25 protein-coding genes are annotated in these 20,052 nt (G+C 41.9%); 21 read left to right on the forward strand and 4 right to left on the reverse strand.

The genetic code is table 11. The features are described from left to right. Positions 1–218: 218 nt before the first annotated feature. The 3 genes from DESACI_RS06130 to DESACI_RS06140 all read right to left on the reverse strand — a co-directional run bounded on the left by DESACI_RS06130 (position 219) and on the right by DESACI_RS06140 (position 1,412). Positions 219–446: a hypothetical protein gene (locus DESACI_RS06130; RefSeq protein WP_014826306.1), complete on the reverse strand. Its 228-nt coding sequence runs from the start codon at positions 444–446 to the stop codon at positions 219–221. 102 nt (positions 447–548) lie between these two features. Then, entirely contained in the window at positions 549–992 is a 444-nt protein-coding gene (locus DESACI_RS06135; RefSeq protein ID WP_148271271.1) for a hypothetical protein, read from the reverse strand. 3 nt (positions 993–995) lie between these two features. Next, positions 996–1,412, reverse strand: coding sequence for a helix-turn-helix domain-containing protein (locus DESACI_RS06140; RefSeq protein WP_014826308.1), 417 nt, complete (start codon positions 1,410–1,412; stop codon positions 996–998). A gap of 259 nt (positions 1,413–1,671) precedes the next feature. Between DESACI_RS06140 and DESACI_RS06145 the strand changes: the two genes are divergently transcribed. From DESACI_RS06145 to DESACI_RS06235, 19 genes are all read left to right on the forward strand, one after another. Continuing rightward, positions 1,672–2,022: a DUF7768 domain-containing protein gene (locus tag DESACI_RS06145; RefSeq protein ID WP_041275984.1), complete on the forward strand. Its 351-nt coding sequence runs from the start codon at positions 1,672–1,674 to the stop codon at positions 2,020–2,022. 3 nt (positions 2,023–2,025) lie between these two features. Beyond that, positions 2,026–2,238 (forward strand): helix-turn-helix domain-containing protein, encoded by a 213-nt coding sequence (locus DESACI_RS06150; RefSeq protein ID WP_014826309.1) that lies wholly within the window; start codon positions 2,026–2,028, stop codon positions 2,236–2,238. Between the two features lie 163 nt (positions 2,239–2,401). Continuing rightward, positions 2,402–3,226, forward strand: coding sequence for a phage antirepressor (locus DESACI_RS06155; protein ID WP_014826310.1), 825 nt, complete (start codon positions 2,402–2,404; stop codon positions 3,224–3,226). Then, positions 3,223–4,467, forward strand: a complete 1,245-nt coding sequence (locus tag DESACI_RS06160) for an SNF2-related protein (protein WP_014826311.1) — start codon at positions 3,223–3,225, stop codon at positions 4,465–4,467. Before DESACI_RS06155 ends, DESACI_RS06160 begins: the two co-directional genes overlap by 4 nt. Beyond that, on the forward strand, positions 4,460–4,744 hold the full coding sequence (locus tag DESACI_RS06165; RefSeq protein WP_014826312.1) for a VRR-NUC domain-containing protein: 285 nt from the start codon (positions 4,460–4,462) through the stop codon (positions 4,742–4,744). The genes DESACI_RS06160 and DESACI_RS06165 overlap by 8 nt, the downstream gene beginning before the upstream one ends. Continuing rightward, the gene (locus DESACI_RS06170; RefSeq protein ID WP_014826313.1) at positions 4,741–6,408 is read left to right on the forward strand and encodes an AAA family ATPase; all 1,668 of its coding nucleotides are present in this window, start codon (positions 4,741–4,743) and stop codon (positions 6,406–6,408) included. The genes DESACI_RS06165 and DESACI_RS06170 overlap by 4 nt, the downstream gene beginning before the upstream one ends. Positions 6,409–6,425: 17 nt before the next feature. After that, positions 6,426–6,875 (forward strand): DUF669 domain-containing protein, encoded by a 450-nt coding sequence (locus DESACI_RS06175; protein WP_014826314.1) that lies wholly within the window; start codon positions 6,426–6,428, stop codon positions 6,873–6,875. A 268-nt stretch (positions 6,876–7,143) separates the two neighbouring features. Further along, positions 7,144–8,838, forward strand: coding sequence for a hypothetical protein (locus tag DESACI_RS06180; protein ID WP_014826316.1), 1,695 nt, complete (start codon positions 7,144–7,146; stop codon positions 8,836–8,838). Positions 8,839–9,024: 186 nt separating this feature from the next. Further along, positions 9,025–10,899, forward strand: coding sequence for a DNA primase family protein (locus DESACI_RS06185; protein WP_014826317.1), 1,875 nt, complete (start codon positions 9,025–9,027; stop codon positions 10,897–10,899). Positions 10,900–11,411: 512 nt separating this feature from the next. After that, positions 11,412–11,792, forward strand: a complete 381-nt coding sequence (locus DESACI_RS06190; RefSeq protein ID WP_014826318.1) for a hypothetical protein — start codon at positions 11,412–11,414, stop codon at positions 11,790–11,792. 116 nt (positions 11,793–11,908) lie between these two features. Then, positions 11,909–12,361 (forward strand): hypothetical protein, encoded by a 453-nt coding sequence (locus DESACI_RS06195; RefSeq protein ID WP_014826319.1) that lies wholly within the window; start codon positions 11,909–11,911, stop codon positions 12,359–12,361. A 480-nt stretch (positions 12,362–12,841) separates the two neighbouring features. Further along, positions 12,842–13,048 (forward strand): hypothetical protein, encoded by a 207-nt coding sequence (locus DESACI_RS06200; protein WP_014826321.1) that lies wholly within the window; start codon positions 12,842–12,844, stop codon positions 13,046–13,048. A 7-nt stretch (positions 13,049–13,055) separates the two neighbouring features. Next, positions 13,056–13,412 (forward strand): HNH endonuclease, encoded by a 357-nt coding sequence (locus DESACI_RS06205; protein WP_014826322.1) that lies wholly within the window; start codon positions 13,056–13,058, stop codon positions 13,410–13,412. A 185-nt stretch (positions 13,413–13,597) separates the two neighbouring features. Continuing rightward, positions 13,598–14,125 carry a hypothetical protein gene (locus tag DESACI_RS06210; RefSeq protein ID WP_014826323.1) on the forward strand — a complete coding sequence of 176 codons (528 nt, stop codon included), beginning with the start codon at positions 13,598–13,600 and terminating at the stop codon, positions 14,123–14,125. A 62-nt stretch (positions 14,126–14,187) separates the two neighbouring features. Continuing rightward, positions 14,188–15,441 (forward strand): site-specific DNA-methyltransferase, encoded by a 1,254-nt coding sequence (locus DESACI_RS06215; RefSeq protein ID WP_014826324.1) that lies wholly within the window; start codon positions 14,188–14,190, stop codon positions 15,439–15,441. A gap of 280 nt (positions 15,442–15,721) precedes the next feature. Beyond that, entirely contained in the window at positions 15,722–16,246 is a 525-nt protein-coding gene (locus tag DESACI_RS22985; RefSeq protein ID WP_014826325.1) for an HNH endonuclease, read from the forward strand. A 24-nt stretch (positions 16,247–16,270) separates the two neighbouring features. Then, positions 16,271–16,474, forward strand: a complete 204-nt coding sequence (locus DESACI_RS06225) for a hypothetical protein (protein WP_148271272.1) — start codon at positions 16,271–16,273, stop codon at positions 16,472–16,474. A 3-nt stretch (positions 16,475–16,477) separates the two neighbouring features. Continuing rightward, on the forward strand, positions 16,478–17,293 hold the full coding sequence (locus DESACI_RS22990; RefSeq protein WP_014826327.1) for a hypothetical protein: 816 nt from the start codon (positions 16,478–16,480) through the stop codon (positions 17,291–17,293). Then, positions 17,293–17,532 (forward strand): hypothetical protein, encoded by a 240-nt coding sequence (locus DESACI_RS06235; protein WP_014826328.1) that lies wholly within the window; start codon positions 17,293–17,295, stop codon positions 17,530–17,532. The genes DESACI_RS22990 and DESACI_RS06235 overlap by 1 nt, the downstream gene beginning before the upstream one ends. A 102-nt stretch (positions 17,533–17,634) precedes the next feature. Here the strand turns inward: DESACI_RS06235 and DESACI_RS06240 are convergent, their stop codons facing one another. Continuing rightward, a complete protein-coding gene (locus DESACI_RS06240) occupies positions 17,635–17,886 on the reverse strand; it encodes a hypothetical protein (protein ID WP_014826329.1) in 252 nt (83 codons plus the stop codon). Positions 17,887–18,061: 175 nt separating this feature from the next. Here DESACI_RS06240 and DESACI_RS06245 point away from each other — a divergent pair, with 175 nt between their 5' ends. Beyond that, complete coding sequence (locus DESACI_RS06245; RefSeq protein ID WP_014826330.1) at positions 18,062–18,271, forward strand: hypothetical protein; 210 nt, start codon at positions 18,062–18,064, stop codon at positions 18,269–18,271. 119 nt (positions 18,272–18,390) lie between these two features. Then, positions 18,391–19,938 (forward strand): terminase large subunit, encoded by a 1,548-nt coding sequence (locus DESACI_RS06250; RefSeq protein WP_014826331.1) that lies wholly within the window; start codon positions 18,391–18,393, stop codon positions 19,936–19,938. The last annotated feature ends 114 nt before the right edge of the window (positions 19,939–20,052 follow it).

Consider the following 20,052-nt stretch of genomic DNA (forward strand, 5'->3'; position numbering starts at 1 on the left):
CCCGAATTAATGGATGCAAGAAATAAGTTTACAATAGGACAGTTGGAAAACGAGTATTATCGGTGGTTGGATGAATTAATATAAAAGTGTGAACGGCGGCTTTAGTGAAAAATCTAAGGTCGCTTTTTTGTTACTTTAGAGGTTCTTTTAATTCTTGGAAATTTAATCCGATGTATAAATATGCAAATAGAATTTAGTAAGCAAAGCGGTTTATTAAACTAATTATTGAGAATACTTATCAGTTGCGTCAAATCTCTCGGTGTCTTGTTATCAAGCAATCGTTTAAGTAATCCAGAGAACTTGGAGGTATCCGTCACAAGCTCAAGATAAGTCTCATTCTTAGGGTCATCAGGATACATCACGAATGAAAGTTTTCCTGGTTCTGATTCATAAATCTCAAGTACGATGTCATTTTCGATAATCTCAATCTTTAATTTACCAGGCATTAGGTTCGTCCCCTTAGATTACTGTCATTTCTGACATCTGGAGCGAGGATTTTTTATCTTACAACAAACAGAGGATCAATTTTTCGGCATCCAATACATTAATTAATAGACATTCTTTAAGTCCCCATAAGGAAGAGTGACTATGTCGGCGGTAATGATACCTACTATAGTAAAAACAATAAGAAGGAAAATGATGAGGTAAATAATATTCCTAGCAAATTTTGGATACTTAGGACGATTTCTTCTATGTGGAAAAAGTTTGAGGTAAATAATACCAATGTTTGAATCAAGTAATTCCGTATGCGTACGGGGGTTAGTAAACGTTTTGCCACCAATTCTCATCGCAGATAAGCCGTCTATCGTTTCATCATTGTGATGTTGAAAAAAGAACCAGTAGTTAATGAAATGCATTAGGATCATTCCAGTAAGTAAGAAGCTAAAAGCCCCAATCCATTCTTTAGCCCTCAATACTTCATGGTAACCGTACCTTTCTTCTAAGTAATGCCATCCCTGGCTAACTAAATTTGTGAAATTGACCCACATCAAAAATCATTCCCCTTTGTTAATCTCATCGATGTGTTTTTTATAGATGGTTGTTATTTCACGAAGAAGTTTATCGGATTGCTCATCCGTTATTTTACCTTTTTTTCGTAATCGTCTTAATTCTGCCAAAGTATCTTGAAGATATGGATGTTCTAATATTTCATGCCTAACTATAACGGGTATTTTTCCGTACCTTTGGAACAAATCGTTATCTTTGACGCTATAATAACTGGCAAATTCTTCAATGAGTTCATCAGAAGGCATTCTGACGCCCTTTTCGATTTCAGATAAATATGAAGGGCTTATACCTAATGCCTTACCCACGACTGGCTGCGTTAAACCTTTCTGAGTACGAAGGGAATGAAGATATTGGCCAGTGTCATATTGTCTTATTAGCTGCTGATGTTTCTCGTCCTCCAACATATCACCCACGTTTCGCTAGTTTATTACCATAATATACAAGCTGACATGTAAATAACTGTCTGCTATATTAATTCATATCAGATAACTTCACAAGCTTGTTAATATAACAAAGGTAAAGAGTGGTTAATTTAACAAACATGAGTAGTATTGTTATCTTACAATGTTATCGTTACCAGTCTTAGACGATTTATGCAAAATAGTCTCCTTGGCATCACCGAGGAGGCTATTTTTAGTTAGGAGGTGAACGTTTACGAAACTTGTGTATATTTGTTCGCCATGCAAAGGCGACATCGAAAGAAACATTGCGAAGGCACGAGAATATTGCTTGTTCGCGATTAAACAGAACTGTTTGCCGATTGCTCCGCATGTTTTTTACACTTCGATTTTAGAGGACACTGTCGAGGAACAACGCAGAAATGGTATGGCAATGGGCCTGGAGCTGTTGAGCATATGCCAGGAGCTGTTGAGCATATGCCAGGAGCTTTGGGCTTTCGGAGATAAGATTTCAGCAGGAATGATGTCCGAGATCGAAGCTGCCGAACAATTGGGAATTCCAGTCGTGTTCTACAGTGATAAGTGCCAAAGGAGAATTTTGAAAGGAGGTGAATAAGCCATGAACTTGAGTAAGGAAAAGATAACCTATCTTATTCAACAACGGGGACTCACTCAGAACGAACTTGCTCGCGCCCTAAATATTCGACCGGGTTCATTATCCAATGCGCTATCCGGTAAACGTGGGGTTGGGAGGAAGATTCTATCCGCTTTGCTCAGGGAATTCCCAGGAGAAAGTGCTATGAGTCTTACCAAAAGGCAGGTGGCAGTATGAAGATGAGCCCATTGAAAGGAGGTGATCCAGCTTATGCGCACAGCAAAAAGGCCCGTCGGTGCAGCAACACCCAACGGACCCGATACAAAATATAACCAGTAAGAGTATACCACGGGAACATGAACGAATCCATATCGGTTAGAAAAGGAGAGAAAAAACCTTCATGAGCGATGATTTAAAGGTTATCGAGCAAAGAGACCTTCTGGGAAATGATTTTAGGATATACGGAGACATGGAAAATCCATTGTTTCTGGCCAAAGATGTAGCGGAGTGGATTGACTACGATCCCAGTAAGGTCAATGAGATGGTTGCTATGGTTGATGACAACGAAAAGCTGACCGAGACAATTTCGTGGTCAGGTCAGGGACGCAAAATGTGGTTCCTCACCGAAGATGGACTCTATGAAGTTCTCCTTCAGAGTCGAAAACCCAACGCTAAAGAATTTAAGAGGCAAGTTAAGCAGATTCTTAAAGATATTCGGAGGCACGGTCTATATGTAACAGATACCGCATTAGAAAACATGCTCACCAGTCCTGATTTTGGTATAAGGCTCCTTAACGAAATTAAATTAGAACGAGAGACAATTTCTAGGCTAGAACAAAAAATCGAAGAGGACAAGTCCAAAGTCGCTTTTGCCAAGGCGATTGAAGCAACAAACGATACCATCTATGTAGGGGACTTGGCTAAACTTCTTAAGAAAAACGGTACGGATATTGGGCAAGCGCGGTTATTTGAGTGGCTGAGGCAGAATGGTTATCTAATGACGGGATTCAGTAAAAATACACCGATTCAGCGGTCTATAGAAATGGGTCTCTTTGACGTTAAAGAAGATGTGTTTACCTTTCCCAATGGGGACGTTCGGATCTCCAAAACTCCAATGGTTACGGTAAAAGGGCAGACGTATTTTATAAATCTGTTTGCGAAAAAAGAAGGAGACATCAGAAGAAGTGAACCCACGGTTGAAGTGGATATCAATAACGCGCGATGATTAAACTCCTCCCACATCAGCAATCGGTTCTTGAACAAACAAAAGCCTTTCACCGAGTCGCCTATTATTTGGATATGGGCTTAGGCAAGAGTTTTGTTGGTTCAGAAAAGATGCACCAACTCAAAACGCCTTTTACTTTGGTGATCTGCCAAAAATCTAAAATTGATGATTGGGCAGCTCATTTTCGAGAGCATTACGACTATAACGTTTATAGTTTCAACAAACAATTTATCTCGGAAATTCCGGAACACTCTGTGCTCGTTATCAATTATGATCTCGCCTGGCGGAGATCGGAGTTATTAAAACTATCCAACTATACGCTGATCCTGGACGAATCCTCTTGTATCAAAAATGAGACACGGCGACGATCAAAGTTTATCCTCAAACTGAAAGCGGACAATGCCATCTTGCTTTCTGGTACTCCCACCGGGGGGAAATATGAGGAACTCTGGAGTCAATGCCAGCTGCTTGGCTGGGCCATTTCAAAGCGCCTTTATTGGCAGCAGTTTGTTAAAACGAAAATATTGGAGGTCGGAGGCTGTCCCATCAAGGTTGTTACTGGGTATAAAAATGTGGATCGTTTAAAAGCCAAGCTTCGTGACTATGGTGCTGTCTTCATGAAAACCGAAGAGGTTCTGGATCTTCCGAAAACCATGGATCAAATTGTTAATATCGCTATCACGAAGGAGTACCGTCGCTTCAAAAAGGACCGGGTAATCGATATCAACGGTAAAACGCTGGTAGGAGACACACCACTGACCCAGCTCTTATATCTCCGGCAGTTAGCCGGAATGTACAACGAGAACAAGATTGAGCGTTTGACAGATTTAATTCAATCAACAGGGGATCGCTTGATCGTGTTCTATAATTTTGACCTTGAATATGGGGTTATTAGGAATCTTTGTGAGAAAACGGGTAAGCAAGTCTCTGTGGTCAATGGGAAGCTTAAGGATTTAAAAGCCTACGAAGAACACTCCGATTCGGTAACGCTGGTTCAATATCAGGCGGGAGCCATGGGTTTAAACTTACAGCTAGCCAATAAAATCATCTATTTCTCACTCCCATTATCCAGTGAATTATGGATGCAATCTAAAAAGCGAATTCACCGGATCGGACAGACCCAAACGTGCTTCTATTATTATCTGCTCACAAAAGGAACCATTGAACCAAAAATCTTAGAAACCCTGCAACAACGTAAAGACTTCACGGATCGGCTATTTAAGGAAGTGGACCATGACTGAAGCAGAGTTCCAAAAACAAGTCCAAGAATTCCTCCGCCGCCAAGGGGTTTGGTATGTGAAGTATTGGGGTGGAGGACGGTTTACCAAAGCAGGAGTCCCCGATCTTCTATGCTGTGTCAACGGTTGGTTTGTCGGCATTGAGTTAAAAACGGAAACGGGCAGAGTATCAAAACTTCAAGAATACAATCTCACTAAAATCCAAGAATCGGGTGGACAAGCTTTTGTTCTCCGTCCAAGCGGATTCAAAGCCTTTAAAGAGTTCATCGAAGGGAAGTGAACAAACTGCAATTCAGCCACAGCCGAGTCAATACCTTCGAAAAATGTCCCTATCAGTTTAAACTCCGCTACCTGGACAAACTCACCACGATCTCCGACTCCTTAGCCGATGATGCACTGGTTGTTGGTAACGCCCTCCATCTGGGTGCTGAGAAGGACGAACGAGCGATGTTGGAGTTTTACTTCTCCAACTATACCGTGATTGATGATTTGCACATCAACGAAACTATGAAACTGACCGCCCTTTTACGAAAGCTTAAGAACCATCTTGGCAGTATCTCCGGCCAATTTAGGCAGGAATATAAACTTGAACGGCCCGAGTTTAAAGGTTTTGTGGACTTGATCGTGACTAATCCAGATAGAACCGTTGATGTCTACGACTTTAAGTATTCCAATCATGTAAATAACTATCTCGATTCCAAACAGCTTCATCTCTATAAATTCTATCTCGAACGGGAAGGGTTTAACGTTCAGCGAATCGGGTTCATCTTCATCCCCAAAACCTCTATCCGTCAAAAGAAAACGGAAGATCTTTATCAGTTCAGAAAGAGACTCATAGAAACCCTCAGCACAATGGAAGTGCAAGTGGTTTACCTCGATTACGATTTCCAAAAAGTTAAAGAGTTCTGGGACTCTTGCGATTTGATTGGTGAGACAATCGAGTTTCCTAAAAACCAAACGAACCTGTGTAACTGGTGTGAGTTTCAGAAATATTGCCTAGAAGGGATTGACTATATGTTATTACCAAGTGCCGAACGTCGCCAAATTGATGCTGTGAGTAAGAAAGTCATCTGGATTTACGGTGCTCCATTTACCGGCAAGACTTACTTTGCTAATAAATTCCCAAGTCCTTTGATGCTCAATACTGACGGAAATGTCAGGTTTGTAGATGCACCGTATATCGCCATAAGAAACGAAGTAACGGTCGAGGGACGGCTGACTAAAACAAGATTGGCCTGGGATATTTTCAAAGATGCCATTGCCGAATTAGAAAAGAAACAGAACGAGTTTGAAACCATTATTTTGGATTTACTCGAAGACACTTACGAGCATTGCCGACTTTTTATGTATGACAAATTAGGCATTGAGCATGAATCGGATAACAGCTTTAAAGCCTGGGATATGGTCAGAACAGAGTTCTTATCCACGCTCAAACGCCTCATCAACTTGGACTATAACATTGTTCTTATTTCCCATGAAGATATGTCTAAGGACGTGACTAAACGAACGGGAGACAAGATCACAAGGATTGCTCCGAATATTCAAGAGAAAGCTGCCAACAAAATCGCTGGGATGGTGGATATCGTGGCCCGAGTAATCAACGAAGACGATGAACGGTTCTTAACCTTTAAAACCAGTGAGGTAGAGTTTGGTGGTGGTAGACTTACACTCATTGCTAAAAAAATACCCTTGGAATATGAATCATTTGTCAAACTATATGAGGCTGTGCAGAACTCGGTTCCAGCCAGCGAGACAAAGACCCGTCGAGAACGGAAGAGTAAGGACGCAATGGAAGAAGAGGTTACCCAACAAGCAACTATTGAAACACCAGAGGAAACCGTATCTGATGAACCCAGCCTGAAGGTTGAGCCAACCCAAGGTCTAGAAACACCTTCGCTCAGTGAACCTCCGAAACGATCCCGCCGTACCAGAACACAACAATAAAAGGAGATGGATTATTCATGGCAACAATATGGGAAAAATTCGACAAAGCAATTGATACAAAGGCACTCAAGGAAGACGTGTTAGCCGCACAAGAAAACAAGCAAGAATATCGGGATGTTCCGAAGGGCCATTATGAAGTGAAAATAGAAAAACTGGAACTTGTCGAATCGAAAACGAGTAAGCCGATGGTGGCCTGCTGGATGAAAATTCTGAGTGGAGAGTACAAGGGACAATTAATATTCTACAACCAAGTTATTCATGTTGGGTTTGGCATTCACAAGGCCACTGAGTTTCTGCGTTCCTTAGATAGTGGTATTGAAGTTACCTTCGATAATTACAAACAGTTTTATGAATTGCTTCTGAATATCTTAGAGGTGATTGAGAACAAATTCGAATATGAAGTTGATTATGGGGAAGACAAGAAAGGCTATGGCACCTACGTGATTAAGGAAGTCTTTGAAGTTTAACAACATGATTAGGGGATTCGCAAGAGTCCCCTTTTTCTAAAGATACGAAGAGAAGAATACCGCTCAGGGGTATAACAGAAATAATAGGGGGTATAGGCATCGTGAATAGTCAACAAAAGCTGAGTAAAACCTCTAAAAAAAATCGAGAAGAACATTTTGATCAACGAAATCACGAGGGGTATTTTGATCTTACAGCATTCCTTGCTTTAGAGAGAATAATCGATCAAAACAGACGGCAACCGAGGCCTGTCCCAACGAGGCAATCCAAATGATCTTCTTCGATGCCGAAGTCTTCCGCTACGATTGGTTGTTTGTGTTCATGAATACAGATACCCAAGTAACGACTGTCATCGTGAACGACCCGGAGAAACTCAAACAACTTTACGAACAATACAATAATAACGTCTGGGTCGGATTTAACAGCCGACATTATGACCAGTATATTTTTAAAGCGATCCTCTGTGATTTTGATCCATATGAAGTGTCACAGTGGATTATTTCAAATAGACAAGGTGGCTGGGGGTATAGTGGAGCCTTTCGGAAACTACCGTTTTATACCTTTGATGTCATGACGACTCGCTATCACGGATTAAAGCAACTTGAGGGGTTTATGGGGAACGACATCCAGGAATCCGATGTGTCGTTTGATATCGACCGTAAACTCAGTTCAGAAGAGCTGGAAAGTGTCATTCAATACTGTCGGCACGATGTTGAGCAAACGATCGAAGTATTTTTGAACCGAATAGAAGAGTTCGAGTCTCAAATGGCCCTCATAAAATCCTTCAAACTCCCACTGAGTTATATCAGTAAAACGAAAGCCCAATTAACCGCCGCTGTTTTAGAAGCCGTAAAGGTCGATCGTAATGAAGAGTTTGATATTGTCCTGCCGGACACTCTGAAAATCCAAAAATACCGGCACATCACAAACTGGTATATGAAACCGGAAAATCGGGATTATGAGAAACAGCTCGAGGTAGATATAGCCGGAGTCCCCCATGTTTTTGGCTGGGGTGGGCTGCATGGAGCGATACCAAACTACCAGGGCGAAGGGATCTATCTGAATGTCGATGTGGCCTCATTTTACCCGGCAATTATGATTGAGTACGATTTTCTTTCCCGCAATGTGGCTGACTCCACCAAATATCGTCAGATTCGGGATGAACGTTTAAGGCTTAAGGCTCAGAAAAACCCCATGGCCAACCCCTTGAAAATTGTCTTGAACAGTACGTTTGGGGCCTCCAAGGATAAATACAATCAGCTCTATGATCCTAGGCAGGCCAATAACGTCTGTGTTGGCGGACAGTTATTACTGTTGGATCTTATCGAGCATTTGGAAGGTTCTTGTAAGCTGATCCAATCAAACACCGATGGATTGTTTCTTCAGGTTCGGAGGGAGCGAGACGTTGACCGAGTTAGAGCCATTTGTGCGGAATGGGAGCAGCGCACGAGAATGGTCTTGGAGTTTGATGAGTTTGAGCGAATTTTCCAGAAGGACGTTAACAATTATATCGTCATCCAAAACAACGGCAGTTATAAATCCAAAGGCGCTTACGTCAAAAAACTCGACATTTTAGATTATGATCTTGCCATCGTCAATAAAGCCATCGTGAACTATTTCATTCATAACATTCCCGTCGAGCAGACCGTAATGGCGGCGGAAAAACTCATCGATTTTCAGAAAATCGTTAAAGTCAGTGAGAAATACACGTATGCCACCCATGGAAATGAGCGAAGGCCGGAAAAAGTGCTCAGAGTTTTTGCGTCAAAAGTTAGGACGGACCCAGGAGTTTTTAAAAGGAAGCAAGTGAGGGATGATTTCAGGATTGAGAAGATAGCAAATACGCCTGAGCGATGTTTCATCATGAATCATGATATTAACGATGTCGAGATTCCAAGAAAACTGGATCGGAGATGGTATATCGATCTAGCGAAGAAACGGATTGAAGATTTTTTTGGTCATTAAATATCAGTACGGAATTTAAACTTAGTGGAGGTTCCTCCCAAAATAAACCCTATTTAGATTAAAAACTGGAGGAAAAACCTCCAACTGAAACTTATCACCCTTCGAAATATGTAGATATTCACTTAAAAAGTGGAGGTTGAACCTCCAGAAAATCGCTTCTCAAATGACAAAAAATTGGAGGTTAGAATGGAGTTTTACAAAGGGTATATCCCTACAAGAAATAAAAAACCACTTAAAGAGTTTAAAGACGGCAATAATTTTATAGTTCTTGACTGGGCTAGGAAACTCGACGAATATGCCGGAGTGCTTGCTGAGGGAGTCATTCTCATCGATATAGACGACATGGAAAGTTCTGATATCGTCTTACGAATCCTCGATGACCTTAGTATCCAAACCCTTGTTATTGGAACGACCCGAGGAAAACACTTCTTATTTAATAACACCGATGTGACCACTAACAAGACCCACACGAATACTGCTATTGGTATAACCGTAGATATCAAGCTTGGCTCAAGGAACTCTTATCACATTTTAAAGTTTGATGGAGTCAAAAGACCTGTTCTTCGTAAAGCTGATGAATTGGCAGAACTTCCAAAGTGGTTGCTGCCCGTTAAGAGTAGCATTAGTTTCTCTATCTTGGAAGAAGGGGATGGACGGAACCAAGCCTTGTTCAATTACATCCTTACTCTGCAATCCGAGGGATTTAATAAAAATGAGATCATTGAAACGATCGGGATCATCAATAAATATGTTCTCAAGGCACCTTTGGAGCAGCGTGAGATTGACACCATATTAAGAGATGAAGCCTTTAAGAAAAAATCCTTCTTTACTAAACAAGGATTTCAGCATCAAGACTTTGCTAAGTATCTGGTGCGAGAAGAACACATTGTCTGGATCAATAACGTGTTGCACATTTATAAGGACGGAATTTACTCTGACAAGCAACGAGACCTAGAAATCGCGATGATCCGCCATATCCCAGAGCTCACTCAATCTCGGCGAAGAGAAGTCTTGACCTATTTAGAACTTGTTGCAGACCATGTGGAAATGTCACCGCCTAATTTTATCGCCCTAGGTAATGGCATCTACGATCTAGAGATGGACGAACTTCGGGAATACTGTCCCGAGATTGTGATCAAGAACCGGATTTCCGTTAATTATGAACCGGAAACCTATGATGAAACCGTGGACAAGACCCTAAGTAATATCTGCTGTCAAGATACGGAACTTAGGATCCACTTAGAAGAAGTCATCGGGTACTTGTTACTGCGCAGAAACGAGTTAGGGAAATTTTTTGTTTTAACAGGTTCAGGATCCAACGGTAAATCCACATTCATTGATATGCTCAAGTATTTTCTCAAGCCGGAAAACTACTCAGCCTTAGCTCTTGGAGAACTTGGTCAACGGTTTAAAACGGCAGAAGTGTTCGGAAAGCTCGCGAATTTGGGAGATGATATTTCCGGTAAGTATATCGAAGAAACCGATATCCTAAAGAAACTGGTCACCGGAGAAACGCTTAATGTGGAGAGAAAAGGAAAAGATCCCTATGAATTTGAAAGTTACGCCAAATTGATCTTCTCAGCCAATGATATGCCTCGGATAAACGATCTTTCAGATGGACTAAAACGTCGATTAGTCATTATTCCGTTCAATGCCAAGTTTAGCAGCAGTGATGCGGATTTCGATCCCTTTATTATCGATAAATTGCTCTCGGAGAAGGCCATGAAATATCTGCTGCGAATCGGGATTGTTGGGCTCAAGCGCGTACTGGCAGCCAAGGACTTTATCAAACCGGCAGTGGTCAAAAAAGCATTAGCTCATTATGAACTTGAGAACAATCCGTTACTTGGGTTTTTAGAAGAACATCCGAAACTCAACAATGAACTGGTCAAAGATGTTTATTTACGATACGACCTATGGTGCCGTCAGTGTAATCTCAAACCCTTAAGTCGGCCTATGTTCGGTCGCGAACTGGCTAAATACGGGTATAAAAGTAAAACCGTCACCCTCCAGGGTGAAAGCAGCCGAGTTTATGTCATGACAAATCCCCGTAATAAATAAGGAACATGTGTAATCTCTGAAAAGGGCATGGTTCAACGGACTCGGAATTAAAATGACAAAATGACAACGGGTTTCGCTTTCTTATTATAGGAAACTTACGAAAACAAGAGTGCTCTCGCGCATTAGATAGTAATTATAGTGTATAGAGATTAATATAATACATCTTTGCAAGTATCATGCCACGTTCAAAGTCCGCTAAAATCAAGGGCTCTGGTGATTGGAAGAAGATGGGGATTAGACGTTTAGGGGCAAATCATCTGTAATTTTTCTGTAATTTATGTGTCATTTGTTGTCATTGAATCAGATGCATTAAAACGTATGACCAGATATGAATTTTATTGCCGTAGCAATCGTGACAGGTAACAGTATCATCCAACTGCCAAAGAAGGCTAAATCACAATCCATAATAAGCAAACCCTCCTTCGTTCGATTTTGCTTATTATTACCAAGATGTAGAAATAGTTGCATACCGAGTAACAAAAGTAATCGGTAGAGAAAGGGAGGGATTAGTAATGAGGATTCGAAGCAACAACGTTAGAGCGGCCTTCATTTTTGAAGAACTCGAACGAGCCAACCAAATTTATGGGACAAGCTTTCATTCTCCTCATGAAGGCTATGCCGTGATGTTAGAAGAGATGGATGAACTCTTTGAAGAAATCAAGAAAAAGAATCCCGACAAAGATAAGTTGATGGAAGAAGCCGTACAGATTGGCGCTATGGCCATCAAGTTTATTCAGTCTCTGGAACACTGGCCTTGGTTGGATTTAAAAATGAGTGCCCATGAATTGAAATGCCTGCAGTGTCGGTACGCTGTCCTCACGGCGGATAAACTTGCTGAATTAGAAAGTGATCCATGTTTAAGTTGCAATAAACTGTGCCAGTGGAAGCCTTAAAATAACACTGCATATCCACAAAGGTAAAAAGTGGATAAGTATGTTAATAACTGTAAGTTTTTGTGGATAATCTTGCTTCACGAAAGGAACTATTTCGGATTCTAAGGAGGAAGCTAATGAATTACATCGAGGAAGCCGAGAATTTGCTCTTATATTATAACGATCTTTATCGGAGCGTGGAGAATTTGAATCGTGAAATTTCCAAATTGATCCGTTACCAAACACCGAGTCCCCTCAACGCGATCCAATTGGAGGAGACGGGTGTTCGGTCCAGTAAGGTCGAAGACACGTATAACATGATGTTTAAACTTAAGACGATGGTAGAAAACAAGGAAAAGACCGAATTAGAATTAAAGGAGATCGACCGAATACTCGAGGAATTGAGTCAGGATCCGGGATGTGAGTACTACGGGCAACTTTTAAAAGAGTGGTATATTTACGGAACAGCGAAGGAGAAAATAGCGGATCTTATTAAGTCATCCTCACGGAATGTGTATCGTATTAAGGATCAAGCTATAAAAAAATTTGCCGTCCGATACTTTGGACTTGATGCAATGAGAGTCGTTTAATGTGGCAAAAAGATGGCATACTTTTTTGACTTTGGATGTGCTAAACTAGTATCAGAAAGAGAAGACGTTCCGATGGGAGCGTCTTTTTCTTTTGGTTACATCACTCATTTGAGAATTATGGCTGCCATACGGCGGCCTTTTTTAGTTAGGAGTGGATATGAATAAATGCCAATATTTTTCACCCAACAAACTAGGATGCAGAGTTAATTGCGCTAACTGTAAGCGTTGGACTGGTACCGAGTGTAAGATTGAACTGCAACTCTTTAATCGTTACGAGGACACCGTAGAATTTAAATTCTACAATCGCTTGATGCGGGAAAACAAAGGGGTTAATGGTCCGCTATGATGATTAAAGAAGGCGTTTCCGAAAGGGTGCCTTTTTTTAATACACTCCTCTCTTTTTATATAAAGCGGTCTTCGGGCCGCATTTTTTAAAACATGTCGCTGATGAGCGACTTTGAATAGACGGAGGTCACCGCAATGCAGAAATTTACGCCGCGGCAAAGCAGCTTTATGGCTAAAACACTACGAGATCTCATTCATGCTTATGGGTTGAGTAAAGAACAATTAGCTGGGCTCGCTAAAGCGTTTGGTGTTCAGGAGACCTCCGTCAAAGGAATGGAAGTTGAGTTGATTCGGGCGATGAATGATGGCGAGGACCTGGATTGGAGCAAGAAGAGAAGGTGATGGACTGATGCCGACCAAGCCAAAGCGTCCCTGCTCTTATCCAGGTTGTCCCTGGCTAACAGCAGGACGATACTGTGAGCAGCATCAAAAACAAGTGTCCAAAGAATACGATTTAAGGCGAGGTTCCGCAGCTAGTCGTGGTTATGATTCAAGATGGGCTACGACCCGCAAGCGTTACTTGCGCGAGCATTCCTTGTGTGTAGAGTGCTTAAAGACCGGCAAACTCACGCCAGCTAATGTTGTCGATCATGTTATTCCTCATAAAGGAGATATGGTTAAGTTCTGGGATGAATCCAATTGGCAAAGTTTATGTAAACGGTGTCATGACAGAAAGACGGCAAAAGAGGATGGACGTTGGGGATAGAAAACGAATGGTGATCCAAGGGGTAGGGGCGGTCATAATCTCTACAGCCTTGGCAAATATTACCGGGTGCTTGGTCACACGCGAAATTTCGCGAATTCAAAAGGGGAATAAGAAATCTAAAAGCCACATGAGCACTGACGTGTGGCCTTTAAATAGTCAAATTTAAATCAAAGAAGGAATGATATATGGCTCGTGGAGGAGCACGCAAAAATGCCGGACGACCTAAAAAGCCATTGGATGAAAAATTGTTAGAAGGTAATCCCGGTAAACGCCCATTGACGGTTTTGGCCTTTCCGGAGACAGTGACCCAAGCAGAAGCTCTGCCACCACCACCCGAGTTTTTGGTGGATCTGGCTAAAGGGGTTGGCAGGTGTCCTAATGCTGAAACTATTTTCGAGAATGTCACTACGTGGTTAGAAAGAACTGGTTGCGTTAATCTGATTCCGCCAGAACATGTTACAGAATATAGTTTGCTTAAAGCACGATGGTTGGAATGTGAAGCCATGAACGCTAAACACGGCCTACTTGCCAAACATCCCACCTCCGGACAACCGATTGCCTCGCCTTATGTTCGCATGAGTATTGATTATTTGAAAGCCGCTGATTCAGCATGGTCACGTATTTGGAATGTGGTCAGTCAAAATAGTCAGAAGGAATTTAGAGCGAATAGCCCTCATGAGGATGCCATGGAAAAATTATTAAGTGGCAGGTAAATCAATCAAAGTTTAAAAATATTGCACGCTGATCAAGCGTGCTTTTCATATTGGGAGGAACTATGGATATTCAGAAAATACCTGCCGAAAAACTAAATCCAGCGAAATACAACCCTCGTAAAAACTTAAAACCGGGTGATACGGATTATGAAAAGCTTCGCCGCTCAATCGAAGAGTTTGGTTATGTAGAACCCGTCATATGGAACAAGCAAACCGGCAACATCGTAGGAGGCCATCAACGCTATAAAATATTGACAGAACAAGGTGTCAAAGACATTGACTGTGTTGTGGTTGATATGGATGAGCAGCATGAAAAGGCTTTAAACATTGCACTGAATAAGGTAGCCGGTGAATGGGATATGCCGCTACTTACGGATTTATTGAAGGACCTAGATGAGTCCGGCTTTGAGGTTTCCTTAACCGGTTTTGAAGCAGAGGAACTGGATGAGTTGTTTGGAAACTCAGGCACTGAAGGATCTCAAGAGGTTGAAGAAGACGACTTTGACACGGATGCTGCTGTTGCCAAAATTGAAACTCCGATCAGCCAGCGTGGGGATATTTGGCAATTGGGTAAGCATAGACTGATGTGCGGGGATTCGACCTTAAGTGAAGATATGGCTAAACTGATGGACGGACAGCAGTGTGACCTTGTTCTGACAGATCCTCCCTATAATGTCGACTACCAAGGGGCTACCAAGGATAAGTTGAAAATCCAAAATGACAAGATGGAAGACGATAAGTTCCTAGCGTTTCTAACCGATGCATTTACCCAGATGTATGAGCATTCCAAAAAGGGTGCTGCGATTTATGTATTTCATGCCGATAGCGAAGGTTACAATTTCAGAGCTGCTTTTAAGCATGCAGGTTATACTTTGCGTCAATGCCTAGTGTGGGTAAAGAACTCCATGGTGTTAGGTCGCCAGGACTATCAATGGAGGCACGAGCCCATTCTCTACGGCTGGAAAGACGGAGCAAGCCATAGTTGGTACTCAGACCGTAAGCAAACAACGGTTGTAGAATTTGATAAACCTCATAGAAATAGTACTCATCCAACAATTAAACCCCTAGGCTTAGTTGGATATTATATAGAAAACTCTAGCAAGGCTGGAGATTTAGTACTCGATCCCTTTTCAGGGAGTTTTTCAACGGGGATAGCATGCGAACAAACTCATAGGATTTGTTATGGTATGGAAATGGACCCCAAGTATGTGGATGTATGTGCTTCGAGGTATATCGAGCATAAAGGCGGGAGCGATGATGTTTATCTGATTCGTAATGGTGAGAAGGTAGCCTGGAAGGATATAAAACAAGTATAACTTAGGAGCGTAAAACGGATATGTCCGGCTGAACGCTCTTTTTTATTTCGTAATAAATGAAGGATGTGATCATCTGCGAGATTTAAGAAATCAAAAATTTGGAAATCTGACAGTAAAAGCTGAAGTTGGTCGAGATAAAGGTGGTCGTGTTCTTTGGTTATGTCTATGTGACTGTGGCAGAGATCATATTGCCAGAGGAACTGCGTTAACATCGAAAAATACAAAGACATGTGGTAAATGTAACTCGGTAACTTATAGATTATCAGAAGACGGTGACCACATGGTAATGACATTTTCGAATGGAACTGAGCTTCTAATTGATTCTGAGGAAGGAAAAAGAGTAAAATCGTACAACTGGTTTCTTAATGAGAAAGGTTATGCATGGGCTAAGATTAATGGACAGCGAATTAGACTCCATCGGTTTCTCATAAATGCTCCAGCCGATCTCCAGGTGGATCATATCAATAATATAAAAGTTGATAATCGAAAATCTAATCTAAGGCTTGCAACTAATAAAGAAAATAGACGAAATGAAGGACTTCGGAAAAGTAACAGTACTGGGGCTAAAGGTGTCAATTTTGATAAGCGTCGTAAAAAATATAGGGCTTATATTACAGTTGATGGTAGATATATTCATCTTGGATACTATTCCACAATAGAAAAAGCATCCATTGCATACGATCACTCCGCAGAGCAATATTTCGACGAATTCGCTCGCCCAAATGATCTCACAACAAAGACCCCCGAGCTGGTGTCATTTTTATTTTCCGGCAAAGAAAAAGAACTTGATTTATCAGCCCGGTAGAGTGATGAATGTACACAACCAAAAATGAAAGGTTGTGTACTCATGGTAAACGAACTCAGAAACTACAAAGTCAGACATGTGGGTGGTCGCGAACGGATTGTTCCAGCTAAAAATGGAACGGAAGCCAAACGCCAGGCTTGCAGATTTTGGGGCTATAAACCGAACGATTATTGGCTTGGCATTACTGCCTGCTCAGCAAACCTCATTCCTGCCGGAAAGGTGGGGTGAGCCATGACGAACGAAACCTTCACCTTAACATTTAAAGTCACAGGACTAGAACGTAAGCAGATTGCCTGTATTATTGGTGAAGCTGTCGGGCAGGATATTAGCTACGCAGGTGCTCCAAGTTTTTTCTACAGGGCTGGCGATTGGACGATTGACCGGGACAGCGTTATTACTTCCCCAGAAACACCACTCCATGATAAAGACAATCTTCGGAAAATACTTGCTGCTTTGAAAGCTGTTGGGGTAATTGCCGAAGGAGACGGAACCGTCACACTTCCACTCGATGGACATTCTGGAAACACTTTGAGAAACGCGATTAATCTTATTTGGTGTAAGCAGAGTCTATTAAAAAAATCCTTTGATCGGCAGACCGACATGGTACCAGAAAGTCTTGTAGGTGTAATCAACGCCGTGCCGATTGATACCATGGAAGAGTTTGCCGAGGTCGTAAACAATGGCATTGACCAAGGAACCATCATTGGCGACAGCAACTTGGATTTCGACCTGGCAGAACAAACGGTAAGTTTTAGCTTCATGAATGCCACCTTGGAATTTGACGAAGTTCTTGCTTTTATAACCTTTTGCCATAAGCTCAGCGTACAATCGAAACTGCAAAAGTTTAGCTCAACAAAGCAAAAAGAAGCTGTTAATGAAAAATACGCCATGCGCTGCTTCCTTTTAAAATTAGGATTTATTACAGAAGAATTCAAAACCGAGCGCAAGATTCTTCTTCAAAAATTAGATGGGAACGCCGCTTTTCGTACGATTGAGGCACAGCAGGCAGCGGAGTCAAAGCGTAAAACAAAACAGGAGGCGAGTTAATGATTAACCAACGAGAAAAAGACAAAATTTTGAGTCAGGAACGATGTTCTCGTTGTGGCAGTCCATTGACGATCCGAACAATGTCGAAAATGAATATAGATATCGTATGTATGGACTGCGCGGAAGCTGAAAAAAGCCATCCCCGCTACCAGGAAGCTGCCGATGCCGAACTCGAACAAGTCAAAGCCGGAAACTACAATTACTCAGGTCTGTTTGCTGGTGAGAAATACCCGTTCTAATATTGGTCAAAAATAAAAGACAGCCCGGAAAGTTCTTTTAAAAATCAAAATCCAAACGCTGCCTATCGTACAATCTAGGCACAACAGGCTAGAGATGTTCCTTTATTGCCGCCATAGGATATTGAAAATCACTGGGAGGATAATGAGGGTTAAGAGGACAAACAAAAAAATCTGAGCGATTGGATGAGCCCAGTTAACAGTCCTTCCTGCTATGGGCCACATTCTGAAGGCTTCATGGATATAAGCTTTAGGGACAAACAAGTTTCCATCTTCTTCGTTATAGTAAATTAGGGAGTTGTTATGTGTCCTTCGAAAATCGTCAACTTCCTCATCCGTCCATTTTCGTTTGGCCATATCTAACCCTCCTTTTCCAATCACTGATATAAAAATATTTTACCATAATTTAGTAATGTAATAAAACAACAAAGATTGGGTCGATTTATAAGGTTTTAAGTTACCCAGATTCTCGGTAAGAAATTTGTAGAATATTGTAGTATAATTAGCCTAAAAGACATTAGGGGAGAATGATATGCAGTTAATTAACCGAGAAGACGAAGATGAAATTAAGGTTGTAATCCATGAATTCTTAATGACAAGTCAGGTTAATTCGCAGGAAAGTATCCCCATTGAGTTATTAAAATATCTACGTAAAGCGGACAAGAAGATTGAAGACGGTCTCTTGCTTAATGAACTATGTGATTTAATCGAACAGAAACTTCGCAATAGTAATTCGCGTTAAGGTTTAACTTTAATTAGAATATTAATTTTACCAAGGAACTTCGTAAGAGGTTCCTTTTTTGGTTGCCCTATTTACTATGAAAGGAGGCTGCTACCATTGGTAAGAAAACCGAGCCGTACTTGGATAAGGCTAAAGCCGAACATGCCATTCAATTCATCAACCTGCTAAAACACACCAAAGGTGAATGGTATGGGCAGCCCTTTAACCTGATCCCTTGGCAGGAGACCATTATCCAAGATATTTTTGGGACCATGAAAGCGAATGGTTACCGGCAATATAATACGGCATACATTGAAATTCCTAAAAAGATGGGAAAAAGTGAACTGGCGGCAGGTATTGCCTTACTTCTGACCTGTGGCGACTTTGAACATGGCGGTGAGATCTACGGCTGTGCAGCCGACAGACAACAAGCCTCCATTGTTTTTGATGTTGCCGTTGAAATGGTTGAACAGTGCCAAGCCTTGAAGAGCCGGATTAAGCCCGTACTTTCTCAGAAACGTTTGGTTTATAAACCGCTTAATAGTTTTTATCAGGTGCTATCAGCGGAGTCGTATACAAAACATGGCTTGAATGTTCATGGCGTTGTTTTTGATGAATTGCATATTCAGCCCAACCGAGATCTTTATGATGTCATGACGCACGGTTCCGGTGATGCCAGAAAGCAGCCGCTGTATTTTCTGATTACCACTGCGGGAACCGATCGTCATAGTATCTGCTGGGAGGTTCACCAAAAGGCTGAGGACATTCTACAGGGCCGTAAAGTCGATCCGTCCTTTTACCCAGTGATTTATGGTGCGGACGATGATGATGACTGGACGGATCCTAAAGTATGGGCCAAAGCGAACCCGTCACTCGGTATCACCGTTGATATTGAGAAATTACAAATTGCTTGCGAAAATGCCAAGCAAAACCCTGCCGAAGAAAACTTATTTCGCCAACTTAGATTAAACCAGTGGGTCAAACAATCTATTCGCTGGATGCCCATGGAGAAATGGGACCATTGCGCCTTCCCAGTTAACTTGGAAAGCCTAAAAGGCCGGGAGTGCTATGCAGGACTAGACCTCTCCAGCACGACGGACATTACAGCGTTTGTCTTGGTTTTTCCGCCAGAATATGAAGGCGATAAATACCAAGTGGTGCCTTTCTTTTGGCTGCCAGAAGATAATCTGGATCTAAGAGTGCGCCGTGACCACGTTCCCTATGATACTTGGGAAAAGCAAGGCTTCCTAAAGACTACAGAAGGGAACGTTGTCCACTACGGATTTATAGAAACCTTCATCGAAGAACTTGGCAAGAATTACAACATTAAAGAAATCGCCTTCGACCGCTGGGGAGCCGTCCAGATGACGCAGAACCTTGAGGGCCTTGGCTTTACCGTGGTTCCTTTTGGTCAGGGCTATAAAGATATGTCTCCTTCCAGTAAAGAACTCATGAAGCTGACCTTGGAAGGAAAACTGGCCCACTCCGGCCACCCGGTACTTCGCTGGATGATGGATAATATCTACGTTAAAACTGACCCGGCGGGTAATATCAAACCGGACAAAGAAAAGAGCACCGAGCGCATTGATGGTGCCGTCGCTTTAATTATGGCCTTAGACCGTGCGCTCCGCCATGAAAACAATGACTCAAGCGATGTGTACAACCAGCGAGGAATGCGCAGTCTGTAAGAGGGAGGTGAGACAGTATTAAACTCTTCCAACGAGCCAAATTCTTCTTCGGCCAAGGCTTCGATGACTATATCCAGCGTTTCTTACTCGGGGATGATGTCAGCGACTTAGACT

The organism is Desulfosporosinus acidiphilus SJ4, from assembly GCF_000255115.2.
Taxonomy (GTDB): Bacteria; Bacillota; Desulfitobacteriia; order Desulfitobacteriales; family Desulfitobacteriaceae; genus Desulfosporosinus; species Desulfosporosinus acidiphilus.